Raw genomic sequence first — 13141 nt, forward strand, 5'->3', positions numbered from 1 at the left:
CCCCTCTGACACGACGTGGGAGAACAAAGGGGGATCGTATGACCGCCACTCAACGCCGGGGCCGGAAGATCATGATGACGCCGGGCGAGCTGGACGAGTTCCTGTCGACCCAGCGCACCTGCCGGGTCGCCACCGTGTCGACGGAGGGCGCTCCGCATGTGAGCACGCTCTGGTTCGCCTGGGACGGCACCTCGATGTGGCTGTACTCGGTGGTACGCAGCAAGCGCTGGACACACCTGTGCCGCGATCCGCGGGTCGCGGTCGTCGTCGACACGGGCGAGGAGTACGACGAACTGCGCGGCGTCGAGCTGTCCGGCACCGTCGACTTCGTGGGCGAGTCCCCGCGCACGGGCGAACTCCGCGCGGAACTGGACGTCCCGGAGACCCTGTTCGCGCGCAAGAACTTCCACCTGGACGAGATGCCCCACGACGGCAGACACGCCTGGATACGCCTCACCCCGGAAAAGATCGTCTCCTGGGACTTCCGCAAACTGCCCGCGCAGTAACCTGCAGCCCAGGCCCCGCACTTCAGCCCGTCTGGGGGCGCAGCCCCCAGACGGATGGGAACGGGTAGGGGCGGCGAGGGCGAAACAGAACTCACCCGATCCCCCGCCCCACCACCCGCAACGCATCCACCGCCGCCCGAATGGACGGCCTCCGATCCGCATCCGCCCGCCACACCACATACACATGCCGCCGCACCCGCTGCCGAAGCGGCACAGTGACCACCCCGGCCGGCACCGGCTGCCGGCCGAGCAGCGGCGCAATGCACACCCCCAGCCCCGCCGCCACCAACGCCAACTGCGTATGCGTCTCCGCCGCCCGGTGCCCGACACACGGCTCGACCCCCATCGACCGCAGCGTGAACATCAGCCACTCATGGCAGAACTCCCCCTCGCCCCAGGTGATCCACTCGTCCTCGGCGAACTCCCCGAGATCCACTTCACCCCGCCCCGCGAGCGGATGCCCGACCGGCATCGCCACATCCGCCGGATCGTCGAGGACGGACGCCTTCACCAGCCCGTCCGGCAACGGCATCGGCTTGTTGTACCAGTCGAGCACGACCGCCAGATCCAGGTCCCCGCGCACGACCCCCGCGACCCCGGCCTCCGGCTCCAGCTCGCACGACCGCACCCGCAGCCCGGGATGCGCGGCGCGCAGCGCGGCCAGCGCGGCCGGAAACAGCCCGCGCGCCGCTGTCGGGAACGCCGACAGCCGCAGCTCGCCGACCACCTGCCCGCGCTGCGCCTCCAGATCGGACTGGGCCAGCTCGACCTGGGACAGGATGCGCGCGGCGTGGTCGGCGAGCAGCCGCCCGGCGTCGGTGAGCCGCACCCCCCGGCCGTTCTTGGCGAGGAGCTGCTGCCCCACCTCCCGCTCCAGCTTGGACATCTGCTGCGAGACGGCCGACGTCGTCACATGCAGCCCCTCGGCCGCCCCGCTGACCGAGCCGTGCCGGGCGAGGGCGTCGAGGGTGCGCAGGCGCTCCAGATTCAACATGTAAGCGATTCTACGAGATCACCCGAACAAACAATCGCTTGTACTACGCGATCAACTCCGGAATCGTGGAGTCATGAGCCGCCCCACCACCTCGAACCCCACACCACAGCCACGCACACCCACGCCTGCACCCACACCCACACCCACACCCACACCCACACTCTCGCCGACTCACCGCACCCCCACCCTCGACTGGCGCATCCGCTTCGGCGCCCTCTCCCTCATCTGGGGCTTCAGCTTCCTGCTGATCAAGGTCGGCACGCAGGGCTTCGCCCCGTTCCAAGTCACCTTCGGACGGCTCCTGTTCGGTACGGCGGTCCTGGCGGCGGCGCTGGCGGTGAAGCGGGAGCGGCTCCCGCGCGGCACGCGCACATGGGGGCATCTCGCGGTGGCCGCCTTCCTGCTGAACGCACTGCCGTTCTCCCTGTTCGCGTACGCCGAGCTGACGATCCCGTCCACCCTCGCGGGCATCTGCAACGCGACCTCACCCCTCTGGGGCATGGCGCTGTCCCTGATAGCGCTCTCGGAGGACCGCCCGACGCGGGTGCGGGTGGCCGGGCTCGGCCTGGGCTTCCTGGGCGTACTGACCGTCCTCGGCACCTGGCAGGGCTTCCACGGCCTGGACACGAGGGGCACGGCACTGGCACTGCTTGCCTCACTCAGCTACCCGATCGGCTGGATCTACGTCCGCCGCACACTCGCGGGTTCGAGCCACTCCCATCTGTCGCTCAGCGGCGCCCAGTTGCTGCTGGCCACGCTCCAACTGGCCGTGGTCACGCCGCTGTTCACCGGGATACCCGACGGCCTCCCGCTGGGCCCGCTGCTCGCGATCGTCGCCCTGGGCGCGCTGGGCACGGGCTTCGCGATGCTGCTCCAGTACGGCCTGGTCGCCGAGACGGGCCCGACGACGGCCCAGATGGTCACGTACTTCATCCCGGTCATCGCGACGGTCGCGGGCGTCACCCTGCTCGGCGAGACCCTGACCTGGTCGACACCGGTGGGCGCGGTGGTGGTGCTGGCAGGGGCGGCACTCACGCAGGCCGGCTCCGGCCGACGGGCGAGGAGCGAACACTGACCGGCTCCCCCTCTTCACCGGCCCTCCGGGAACACCGAAAGCCCTGCCCGTCGGACCAGGCCGCACGGCTCGCGATCACGCCCTAGACGTGCGGTCACGTCCTAGACGTACGACCGCCCGCCCTCCACCGGCGCCACCGCCAGCGCGATCGCATCCGCCAACGGCCCCGTCTCCTCCGGGGTCAGCGTCGCGACGGTCACCCGGATTCCGGGCGGCGCGTTCATCCGGAAGCGGGCGCCGGGGGCGACGGCCCAGCCTGCGTGCAGCAGCCGGGCGACCGCGCCGGTCTCGTCCGGGACCGGGATCCAGACGTTCAGCCCGCTGCGCCCGTGGGCCGCGACCCCGCGCCGCGCCAGCGCGTCGATCAGCGCGTCCCGGCGCCGCCCGTACGCCGATGCCACGGCGGGGGCGTCCAGCGCGTCGTCGGCCCACAGTCGTACGACGGCCCGTTGGAGCAGTCGGCTGACCCAGCCGGGCCCGAGCCGCTGTCGGCCCAGGACCCGGTCGACGGTGACGGGGTCCCCGGTGAGGACGGCGAGGCGCAGGTCGGGGCCGTACGCCTTGGCGACCGCGCGGACGAACGCCCAGTGCCGGGTGACGCCGGCCAGCGGGTGGAGGGGCTGGTCGACGATCCGGTAGCCGTGGTCGTCCTCGACGAGCAGGGTCTCGGGGTGCTCCTTGAGCACGGAACGCAGGGCACGCGCACGCGTGGCGCTCAGCGCAGCCCCGGTCGGGTTCTGCGCCCGGTCCGTGACGACCAGCGCCCGCGCCCCGGCCGCCAGGGCCCGCCGTACGTCCTCGGCGAGCGGCCCCTCGTCGTCGACGCCCACCGGAACCATGCGCAGCCCGAGCGCCGGTACGAGGTCGAGCAGCCCGCCCCACCCGGGGTCCTCGACGGCGACGGTGTCACCGGGCTTGAGGTGTACGGCGAGGACGCGCTCGATGCTGTCCAGCGCGCCGGAGGTGACGGCGAGGGGCCCGTCCGGCACCCCGTCGGCGTCGAGGTCGGCGCGGGCGATGCGGGCCAGCTCCGGTTCGACGGTGGCGTCGCCGTAGAGGACCGGCTCGCGGTCCGCCTGCGCACCGGCCGCCGCGAAGGCCGCCGCCAGTGACGGCAGCAGCGCCGGATCGGGGTTGCCGTTCGCCACGTCCCGTACGCCGGAGGGCACCTCCACGCGGATGTACTCGCGCCCGGTGGTGGCCGGCTTGGAGCGCACCCGGCTGCCGCGCCGCCCATGGGTCTCGATGACCCCGCGCTCCCGCAGCGTGCGGTAGGCGGCGGCGACGGTATTGGGATTCACTCCGAGCCGCTCCGCCAACTCCCGCATCGGCGGCAGCAGTTGACCGGGTTCCAGCTCCCCGGCACCCACCGCGCGCTCGACGCTCGCGGAAATCTCTGCTGCGCCCCGACCTTCGATCCGATATTCTCCTAGCACAACACAGATTATGTACTAGTGCAATATGAATCGCAACCGTAACCGTATTCACGAGGAGACCACGATGCCGGGGACCCCCACACAGAACCCAGCCCAGAACGCAGCCCAGGGCTCGACCCAGGACACGGGCGGCGACACCTACCCCCCGACCGACCGCACGGTCCCGACCCGCTCCGCGAACCGGGCCTCGTACGACAAGGAGGCGGTGCACGCGATCCTCGACGAGGGGTATGTGTGCCACCTCGGCTTCGTCCGGGACAGCGCTCCGGTCGTGCTGCCGACGCTGTACGCGCGGCTCGGCGAGCGGCTCTATGTGCATGGGTCGACGGGTTCGCGCCCGCTGCGGATGACGGGCAAGGCGGACCCGGGGCTGCCGGTCTGCCTGACGGTCACGCACGTGGACGCGCTGGTCCTGGCCCGGTCCGCCTTCCACCACTCGATCAACTACCGCTCGGTGGTCGTGCACGGCATCGCCCACCAGGTGACGGACCCGGACGAGAAGCGCCTGGCCCTGGACGTCCTGGTCGACAACGTCGTGGCCGGCCGCTCGGCCGACTCCCGGCCCGCCAACGCCAAGGAGCTGGCCGCCACTTCGGTGATCCGCATCGACCTCGCCGAGGTCTCCGCGAAGGCGCGCACGGGCGGGGTGAACGACGAGCCCGAGGACCTCGCCCTCCCCCACTGGGCCGGTGTGGTCCCGCTCCGCAAGGGCTACGAACCCGCGCTCGCCGACGCCGAGTTGGCACCGGAGACCCGGCTCCCCGACTACCTCAAGGCACTCTGATCCCGATGCTGATCCATCCCTGGGACGCCTCGCACGAGGACGCCGAGTGGCAACAGTGGCTGTCCGCCCACGACTTCGGCCAGCTCGCGGTCACCGGCCCGCCGGGCGAGGCGCCGTACGTCCAGCCGCTGCACTTCGCCTACGATCCTGAACTCGACGAGGCGGTAACGCACTTGGCCCGTCCCAACCCGCTCTGGTCCGCGCTGGAGCGGAACCCGGCCGTGCTGCTCAGCGTGGTCGACGACTACACCTTCATCCCCGGCCCGTGGCAGGCGGCGCCGGAGGGCCCGCCCGAGCACGGCACCCCGACGAGCTTCTACGCGGCCGTCCAACTCCACTGCACCGCCCATGTGGTGGACGATCCGACGGAGAAGGCAGCCCTGCTCAACCGCCAGCTGGGCCACTTCCAGCCGGAGGGCGGCTCGGCACGGGTGGCGGCGGGCGAGGAGCCGTACGGCAGGATGCTCTCCGGCATCCGTGGCATCAGGCTCGAAGTGACGGACGTACGGGCGAAGTTCAAGTACGCCGAGAAGAAGCCGGTGGAGGTCCAGGACCGGATCGCGGCCGACCTCGCGGCGCGGGGCGGGCCACGGGACGCGGCGGCACTGGCGGTCCAGCGGCACAGACGGGGCCTTTAGCGGGCCCCTCAACTCCCGTTCAACTCCCGTCGCCGCCGGGCTCGTCGGCGACCGGCACATCGCCACGCCCCAGCCCCCGACCCTGCCCCTGGCCCGGTCCCAGTCCTCGCGGCTGTCCATGCGGCTGTCCATGCGGCTGTCCCTGCCTTCGCCCCAGCTGCTCGCCGGCCTTCGCGGAACCGGCGAACTCCGGGGCGTTGAGGCTCCCCAGCAGGGCGAGCAGTTCCGCGTCACGACTGCCGGGCTCGGCGTGGAAGACGACGAGGAGGAGGCCGTCCGAGCCGCCGATGTCGAGCTTGTCGCAGTGCAGTTCGAGGTCGCCGACCTGCGGGTGGTTCAGCCGGCTGACGCGGGCGCGCATGGGGACGACGTCGTGGCGCCCCCAGAGCACCCGGAAGCGTTCGCTGCGCACGGACAGTTCGCCGACCAGTTCGACCAGGCGCGGATCGTCGACCTCGGCACCGGCCCGCGCGCGCAGGTTCGCGACGATCCCGGCGGTCAGGTCCTCCCAGTCGCGGTGCAGTTCGCGGGCGGCGGGGTCGAGGAACACAATCCGCAGCAGGTTCACCCCGAGGGCGTAGTGCGGGGACAGGGCACGGCACAGCGCGTTCACCGCGAGCACGTCGGCGTACTGGTTCTGCACATAGGCGGGGGTGGTGGGCCAGCCGTCGATGAGCTGCCGGATGCTCATCGGCACCTGGGCCGGCTTCGCCGCACGGCCACGCGGCCCGGGCCGTCGCGCGGTCCCCGTCAGGCCGACCAGGTGGCGGGTCGCGTCGGAGTCCAGGAGCAGCACCCGGGCGACCGCTTCGAGCACCTGGACGGACGGATTGCGGTCCCGTCCCTGCTCAAGCCGTAGGTAGTAGTCGGAGCTGATGCCGGCGAGCGTCGCGACCTCCTCCCGGCGCAGTCCGGGCACCCGGCGCAGACCGCCGCCGCTGAGCCCGACGTCCTCGGGCCTGACCAGCTCCCGGCGGGCCCGCAGGAACTCGCCGAGCACGTTGTTGGCGTCCATCCCTCCACCGTAGATCGGCCGGCTCGGGATGTGGGTGTCCCTGTCGCACCCAGGAACAGCGGGGTACTGCCACGCGCGGGCGGGCCGGGGCAGGCTCGACGCAGTACGGCGACACCATCGGCGGCACGCGACGAGAGGCCCCACCATGACCGACACGACCCCCCTTCCCGGCGGAACCCTGACCCCGGCCGAGGGTCTGACCCTGACGCGCATGGGGTACGGAGCGATGCAGCTGGCGGGACCGCAGGTGTTCGGGCCGCCGAAGGACCCCGACGAGGCGGTGGCGGTGCTGCGCGAGGCCGTCGACCGGGGCATCACCCACATCGACACCAGCGACTTCTACGGCCCGACGGTCGTCAACGAACTGATCAGGAAGGCCCTGTCCCCCTACCCCGCCGACCTTCGCATCGTCACGAAGGTGGGCGCCCGGCGCGGCCCCGACGCCGGTTGGCTGCCCGCGCTGGACCCCGAGAGTCTCAGGGCGGCCGTCCACGACAACCTCCGGAACCTCGGTGTGGACGTGCTCGACGTGGTGAACCTGCGGGTCGGCACGGACCACACGGCCGGTGAGCAGCCGCTCGCCGAGCAGTTCGGGGTACTGGCCGAGCTGCGGAAGGAGGGGCTGATCCGGCATCTCGGGGTCAGCGCGGTGGGCGACGCCCAGTTGACCGAGGCGCAGGCCGTCGCCCCGGTCGTCACCGTGCAGAACCTCTACAACCTGGCCAACCGCGAGGACGACGCGCTGGTCGAGCGGTGCGCGGCGGAGAACATCGCGTTCGCGCCGTTCTTCCCGCTCGGCGGCTTCACCCCGCTCCAGTCGCGGACCCTCACCGATGTCGCCGCCCGCCTCGGCGCCTCGCCGCAGCAGGTCGCCCTGGCCTGGCTGCTCCAGCGCTCGCCGAGCATCGTCCTCATCCCCGGTACGTCCGCACGCGCCCACCTCCGCGAGAACATCGCGGCGGCTGACCTGAAGCTGCCGCCGGAGATCATCGCGGAGCTGGACACGATCGGCACCGCGAAGCCCCCGGCGCAGGGCGCCTGACTCTCACCTCTCCCTCAGCCGAACACCCGCACACCCTCCGTACTCTCCCCCGCCCCCTTCCCGGCACCGCGCGTCTCCGCGACCGCGAGCCCGGCCACCGCGCCCAGCATCAGCAGGGTGCCCACGACGGTCGCCGCCGTGAGCCGCTCGCCGAGCAGGGTGACGGCGAGGACGGCGGCGCTCACCGGTTCCAGCAGCATGATCACGGAGACGGTCGCCGAGCGGACGACGGCGGCCCCGGCGAAGTACAGCCCGTACGCCAGGGCGGTGGGCACGGCGGCGACGTAGACGAGAAGGCCGAGAAACCACAGCCCGGCACCAGCACTGGTGTGCGACAGAAGCCCCTCGGCGAGCGCGAACGGCAGCAGACAGAGCGTGGTGACGCCGAAGGCCCTGACGGACGTACCGAACGCGTCCGTCGCCCCTTCCCGCCCCCACCACCGGGTGAGGAGGGTCAGCACGGCGTACCCGACCGCCGCCAGCACGGCCCAGCCGACACCCGACGACCGCACCTCGGCGCCACCGCCGCCCAGCACCAGCACCGCGAGCCCGGCGAGCGCCCCGACGACGGCGACGGTCCCGCCCGCGCCCAGCCGCTCGCCCATGGTCAGCCGGGCGCCCAGCGCGATGAGAACGGGCCCGGCGCCGAGCGTGACGACGGTGGCGACCGCGAGGCCGGTGGCCTGGACGGCGGCGAAGTAGGCGGTCTGGAACACGGCGAGCGAGAGTCCGGTGGCCCCGGCGCGCAGGGCCTTCCGGCGCCAGGGCTCGGCCCTGACGGGCGTACGGCGGCTCAGCGACCGGGCGAGGAGCAGCAGCACGAAGCCGCCCGCGCAGCGCCAGAAGGAGAGGGCGACTGGGCCCAGGTCGCTCACCCGGTAGACGAGGGAGGCGGCGGCGCCCGCGGTGCCCCAGGCGGCACCGGCGACGATCAGGAAGAGCAGGCCTCGCCCGACGGGCAGGCCGGAGGCAGGGTTGGACACGAGAGTCTCTCCGCGGACGCGCGGAGACCGGCCGGAAAGGGGGCGGCGACCGCGCGGAAGGTGACGAAAGGACCCGGGCCCCTCAGGGCGCGACGGGATCCTCGGACTTCGTCTGCGGGCAACACCACGCGGCCCGACGTCGATTCATCGATGGGTCGATACATCAAGTCGATTCATCGATACGTCGGACAGGTTCTGGGGAGCCCGCCTCAGGCGGCCGGAGGCGGAAGGACGAGTGCTCGCGCGTGCATGACAGCGACCCTATGCGGCGGTCCGGCGGGCGGCCAAATCGGTTTCGGGGCCCCGGGCGACCGGCTCCGCCGACCCCTTGGCGGGCGCGGACGACTGCGCGATGAAGGCACCCACGAGCACCACCGCGCCCCCGACGATCTGCGGCGCCGACAGGTGTTCGCCCAGCAGCACCCAGGCCAGCCCGGTCGCGATGACCGCCTCCAGACACGCCACGACCCCGGCGACCTGCGGCGAGAGCCGCCGCACGGCGACCACTCCGGTGACGTAGGCGACGACCGTGGCGAGCAACACGAGCCAGCCGAGCAGGAGCCCGGCCGCGACCGGCGTGCCGTCCAGGTCGGCGCTGCCCGAGAGCACGGACCAGTCCATGCCCCACGGACGCGCGACGACGGTGAGTACGAGGGCACCGACCAGGAGGCCGTACGCGATGACGCCGAGCGGGTCCGGCGCCTGGTCGCCCGCGTCGCTGCCCTGGTCGGACAGGACGAAGTAGCCGACCTGGCAGCAGGCGGCGCCGAGCGCGAGCAGCAGCCCGAGCGCGTCGAAGCTCAGCCCCGACCACACCTCGACGACACAGGCGAGCCCGCCGACCGCGAGGACGACACCGAGGGCGGCGGCACGGGTCACGGGCCGCCGCTGCACGAACCGCACCCAGCCGAGCACGAGCGCGGGCGCGAGGTACTCGACGAGCAGGGCGACCCCGACGGGGATACGGGAGATGGAGGCGAAGTAGAAGGCCTGGACACCGGCCACGGCGAGCAGTCCGAACCCGGCGAGCAGCGCGGGCCGGCGGCGTACCAGCGCGCGGTGCCGTACGGCGAGCGGGAGCATCACGAGGGCGGCGCCGGTGACGCGCAGCCACACCACGTGCAGCGGTTCGAGGCCCGCCTCGATCAACGGCTTGGCCGCGACCCCGGACCCGCCGAACGCGACCGCCGACACCAGCGCGAGCCCCAGTCCGACGCCCCGGCCCCGACCGACCTCACCACTCCCTGACGTACCCACCGGCACATGATGACAGGCGACGACATGAGCGTCACCCCCGTTGACACCTGTCTCACCGGCTGGACGGCCCACCGGGGACAACAGAGAGGGCCCGCACCTCAGCCTCAGCCGCCATCGACACCCCAGACGTACTCCTCCCACGCCAACGCCGTCGCCTCGGCCTGCCGCAGCCGGGCGAGCAGTTCCTGCGCGTCGACCCCGCCCCGCCCGAGCACCTCGACGGCCCGGGACTCGGGATCCCCGACGATCGCCGCGAGCAGATCGACGCCACGCGCGTGCGTGTCACCGCGCCGCCCGGCCCGCTCGCACGCCTCCTCCAGCGCACCGGCCGCGACCGGCGACCAGCCCGCCGAAGCCGCAGCGCCAGGGAGTACGGGCAGCGCCCCGGAGTCCTCGACGGAACTCTGCCAGCGCAGCCCGTAGCCGATGCTGCGCTGCACGAGATAGCCGAGGAGCCGCGCGACCTGCGGGCCCTCGCCCTCGAACACGGCGCGCACCTCGGGATCGGACTCCAGGAGCGTGTGCAGCAGATGGGCCGTGTCGATCTGGCGGTCCCCGTCCCGCAGCGCCCGTCTGCGCGCACCGGCGACCACCGCTGCCAGCTCTGCGGTGAGCCTGGCATCGTTGTCCACGCGGTTCGCACCGTGCTCAGTGGTCGACTGCCGGGGAATACGGGGTTGCACATCCCCTACCTCATCAGTCCCCGCAGATCCGGTCATCCCCGTGACGCACCATTTCCGCGTCCCACGAAGGGTGGGCATCGGGGGCGGAATCTCCTCCTTACGGATGACATCACGCCGCTCCGACCCGAAATCGACGCAAGGGGCGCGCACACTCTTGCCGCGCGCCCCGGGCGCAACCGGGGCATCTCCGGATACGTCCCACTTCAACATGGAGAGCAGGTGCTGGCTGGTGGCACTGCCGGCCACGGACGGCAGGCAGTACGTGTACCGGGTCTACGCCCCGGAGGACGCACTGCTCGCCGACCTGTTCTGGGAGGCGTGGCACTGCCACGACGAAGGCCCCTTCCCGCGCGCGTGGGACCTGTTCGAGGCGGCGGTGATACGACGACTGGAAATCTGACGACTCGTCAGTATTGAATGTTCCGCCCCGTGGGGCTACGTTCCGCGACACCGCAGCCCGAGACACAGAGGTGGTCGCATGGCCGAAATAAGCGCGGAGGCCCGCATCCAGGCACCGGCGGAGAAGATCTGGGCGCAGCTGACGGACTGGTCGGCGTACGGGGAGTGGAACGCGACCCACACGAGCTTCCCGAAGGGCGGCCCCTCCGCACTGGAGGTCGGCGGCACCTTCGAGGAGAACATGAAGCTGATGGGCTTCCCGGCCGAGGTCGAGTGGACGATCGACGAGTTGGAGCCGGCCCGCACGCTGGCGATCAGGGGCAAGGGCCCGATGGCCGTGACGGTGGCCACGCGCTACAGCCTCACCCCTGACGGAGACGCCACGACGGTCCGCATCGACGGCGAGTTCACCGGCGCGGCGGTTTCCCTGATGGCGGGCAAGCTGAAGGACTCGGGAACGGCGGCCCTGAACGAGTCGCTGCGCAAACTGGCAGGCCTGGTGGCCTGACGACCCCAGGACAACAGGCCACCCACCACACCGAACGACACCCGGAGCGCCACACCGAACAGCGCACCGAACGACACACCAAGGAACGCACCGGACGACGCAGACGACACAAGGGCGCCCCGCGGACACTTCCGCGGGGCGCCTGTACGCACCTGGGGGACGCGCCGCCGGAGGCGGACGGTCTCCGAGGGCGGCCCATCAGTCCTCGTCGGCGAGGATCAGATACAGCTTCTTGCGGGCCTCGTTGATAACGGTGAGCGCCTTCTCGCGCTGCTCCTTGCTGCCCGTCTTCCAGACCTGCCCGAAGGCCTCCATCAGACCGAACCCGGCCTGTCGGATGTCGTTCAGGGCCTCCCAGTCGACGCCGCGCCCGGCTTCCTCCCAGGGCGCCTCGGGGCCCTCCTCGGCGGCCGTACGACCGGACTCGGTGAGCGAGAACAGCTTCTTGCCGCCCTCGGTCTCGTTGACGATCAGGCCCTCGTCCTCCAGCAGCTGAAGGGTGGGGTAGACCGAGCCGGGGCTGGGCTTCCACGCCCCTCCGCTGCGCTCGGCGATCTCCTGGATCATCTCGTAGCCGTGCATGGGCCGGTCCTTCAGCAGGGCCAGGATCGACGCACGGACGTCACCGCGCCGCGCCCTGCCCCGGGGACCACCCCGGCCGCCGCGCCCACCCCAGGGACCCGGGCCGAAGCCAGGACCACCGGGGCCGCCGAAACCGGGCCCGAAGGGACCGAAGGCGGCACGCCGCCCACCATGACCGTGCGGACGTCCGGGACCGAAGCCCGGACCGAATTCCTCTCCATGGGAACGCATCGCAACCACTCCATTCGTTGTCTAGTCGTTGATCTGTCGCGATGCTTCGACGATATATCGGAACAGCTCGTACGACAACCCCCAAGAAGAAGTGACCCAGACCACAGCAGAAACGACGCCGTTTCGATAGCGCGGCGAGCTACGCTGACGAATACCGAAGTGAACGAAACAGTTTCGTACAAGGAGAGTGCCCATCATGGCCTCTGTACTCGTCGTCCACAGTCAGTCCATGCAGCGTCTCGGCCTGCGCATGCTCCTGTCGGCCGAACCGGACCTGACCGTCGTCGGCGAAGCGGCGACCGGTGCGGAGGCGGTCCGTATGAGTACGGCACTCGCCCCGGATGTCGTCCTGATGGACAACCTCGTGGTCGACAGGGACGGGGTGAACGTCATCAGCCGAATAACCGGCTCCCCCACCCTGCCCCCGACCCCGACCAGAGTCACGGGCCACCGCCCGCGAGTCCTGCTCCTGACCCCCACCAGCCACGAACACCACGCGTACGCGGCCCTGCGCGCGGGCGCCGGCGGCTTCCTCCCCCAGGACGCCACCCCGGACGAACTGGCAGCGGCCGTACGCATAGTGGCGGCCGGAGACGCGGTCACCACCCCCAGCCTGACCCGGGCCCTGATCGACACGGTCCGCCACGAACACTCCGCCACCACGCTGCACCGCGTAACAGAACTGGACACCCTCACAAGCCGAGAACGCGACGTCCTCACCGCGGTGGCCGCCGGCTGGTCGAACACGGAGATAGCGACCCGCCTGTCCATCTCACCGACGACGGTCAAGTCCCACGTAAGCCGCATCCTGTCCAAGATCGGCGCACGCGCACGGGTACAGGCGGTGGTCTTCGCATACGAGTCGGGCCTGGTCCGCCCAACGGCAGCAGCCTGACACCGACGGACACCACACAGCCCGCCCGACGCACAAGGCCAAGCCTGCACAGACGGACGCTCTCCCCCACCCACCCAGGCCCGCCACATCCAGCCCGTCCGGCGGTTGAGGAC

At 71.6% G+C, this 13141-nt stretch carries 15 protein-coding genes; 8 read left to right on the plus strand and 7 right to left on the minus strand.

Going from position 1 to position 13141, the window contains the following annotated elements:
* The first annotated feature begins 38 nt into the window (after positions 1–38).
* Entirely contained in the window at positions 39–506 is a 468-nt protein-coding gene (locus CW359_RS24065; RefSeq protein WP_105972179.1) for a pyridoxamine 5'-phosphate oxidase family protein, read from the plus strand.
* Positions 507–597: 91 nt separating this feature from the next.
* Here CW359_RS24065 and CW359_RS24070 read toward each other — a convergent pair whose 3' ends face one another.
* The gene (locus CW359_RS24070) at positions 598–1500 is read right to left on the minus strand and encodes a LysR family transcriptional regulator (RefSeq protein WP_105972180.1); all 903 of its coding nucleotides are present in this window, start codon (positions 1498–1500) and stop codon (positions 598–600) included.
* A gap of 73 nt (positions 1501–1573) precedes the next feature.
* Here CW359_RS24070 and CW359_RS24075 point away from each other — a divergent pair, with 73 nt between their 5' ends.
* A complete protein-coding gene (locus tag CW359_RS24075; protein ID WP_105972181.1) occupies positions 1574–2575 on the plus strand; it encodes a DMT family transporter in 1002 nt (333 codons plus the stop codon).
* A gap of 101 nt (positions 2576–2676) precedes the next feature.
* Here CW359_RS24075 and CW359_RS24080 read toward each other — a convergent pair whose 3' ends face one another.
* On the minus strand, positions 2677–4011 hold the full coding sequence (locus tag CW359_RS24080; RefSeq protein ID WP_105972182.1) for an aminotransferase class I/II-fold pyridoxal phosphate-dependent enzyme: 1335 nt from the start codon (positions 4009–4011) through the stop codon (positions 2677–2679).
* Positions 4012–4075: 64 nt separating this feature from the next.
* Between CW359_RS24080 and CW359_RS24085 the strand changes: the two genes are divergently transcribed.
* Entirely contained in the window at positions 4076–4795 is a 720-nt protein-coding gene (locus tag CW359_RS24085) for a pyridoxamine 5'-phosphate oxidase family protein (protein ID WP_105972183.1), read from the plus strand.
* A 5-nt stretch (positions 4796–4800) separates the two neighbouring features.
* Entirely contained in the window at positions 4801–5433 is a 633-nt protein-coding gene (locus CW359_RS24090; protein WP_105972184.1) for an FMN-binding negative transcriptional regulator, read from the plus strand.
* 19 nt (positions 5434–5452) lie between these two features.
* On the opposite strand, the gene CW359_RS24095 is transcribed toward CW359_RS24090, so the two are convergent.
* On the minus strand, positions 5453–6448 hold the full coding sequence (locus CW359_RS24095; RefSeq protein WP_105972185.1) for a helix-turn-helix domain-containing protein: 996 nt from the start codon (positions 6446–6448) through the stop codon (positions 5453–5455).
* 145 nt (positions 6449–6593) lie between these two features.
* Between CW359_RS24095 and CW359_RS24100 the strand changes: the two genes are divergently transcribed.
* Positions 6594–7490: an oxidoreductase gene (locus CW359_RS24100; protein ID WP_105972186.1), complete on the plus strand. Its 897-nt coding sequence runs from the start codon at positions 6594–6596 to the stop codon at positions 7488–7490.
* 14 nt (positions 7491–7504) lie between these two features.
* Here CW359_RS24100 and CW359_RS24105 read toward each other — a convergent pair whose 3' ends face one another.
* From CW359_RS24105 to CW359_RS24115, 3 genes are all read right to left on the minus strand, one after another.
* Positions 7505–8473 carry a DMT family transporter gene (locus CW359_RS24105; RefSeq protein ID WP_105972187.1) on the minus strand — a complete coding sequence of 323 codons (969 nt, stop codon included), beginning with the start codon at positions 8471–8473 and terminating at the stop codon, positions 7505–7507.
* A 261-nt stretch (positions 8474–8734) separates the two neighbouring features.
* Positions 8735–9736, minus strand: a complete 1002-nt coding sequence (locus tag CW359_RS24110; protein ID WP_105972188.1) for an EamA family transporter — start codon at positions 9734–9736, stop codon at positions 8735–8737.
* A gap of 98 nt (positions 9737–9834) precedes the next feature.
* The gene (locus CW359_RS24115) at positions 9835–10413 is read right to left on the minus strand and encodes a Clp protease N-terminal domain-containing protein (protein WP_105972189.1); all 579 of its coding nucleotides are present in this window, start codon (positions 10411–10413) and stop codon (positions 9835–9837) included.
* A gap of 229 nt (positions 10414–10642) precedes the next feature.
* Between CW359_RS24115 and CW359_RS24120 the strand changes: the two genes are divergently transcribed.
* On the plus strand, positions 10643–10813 hold the full coding sequence (locus tag CW359_RS24120) for a hypothetical protein (RefSeq protein ID WP_105972204.1): 171 nt from the start codon (positions 10643–10645) through the stop codon (positions 10811–10813).
* A 78-nt stretch (positions 10814–10891) separates the two neighbouring features.
* Complete coding sequence (locus tag CW359_RS24125) at positions 10892–11320, plus strand: type II toxin-antitoxin system Rv0910 family toxin (protein ID WP_105972190.1); 429 nt, start codon at positions 10892–10894, stop codon at positions 11318–11320.
* A 198-nt stretch (positions 11321–11518) separates the two neighbouring features.
* Here the strand turns inward: CW359_RS24125 and CW359_RS24130 are convergent, their stop codons facing one another.
* Positions 11519–12133 carry a PadR family transcriptional regulator gene (locus CW359_RS24130; protein ID WP_105972191.1) on the minus strand — a complete coding sequence of 205 codons (615 nt, stop codon included), beginning with the start codon at positions 12131–12133 and terminating at the stop codon, positions 11519–11521.
* Between the two features lie 196 nt (positions 12134–12329).
* Between CW359_RS24130 and CW359_RS24135 the strand changes: the two genes are divergently transcribed.
* Positions 12330–13028 (plus strand): LuxR C-terminal-related transcriptional regulator, encoded by a 699-nt coding sequence (locus CW359_RS24135; protein ID WP_105972192.1) that lies wholly within the window; start codon positions 12330–12332, stop codon positions 13026–13028.
* Positions 13029–13141: the final 113 nt, after the last annotated feature.

The organism is Streptomyces geranii, from assembly GCF_002954775.1.
Lineage (GTDB): Bacteria > Actinomycetota > Actinomycetes > Streptomycetales > Streptomycetaceae > Streptomyces > Streptomyces geranii.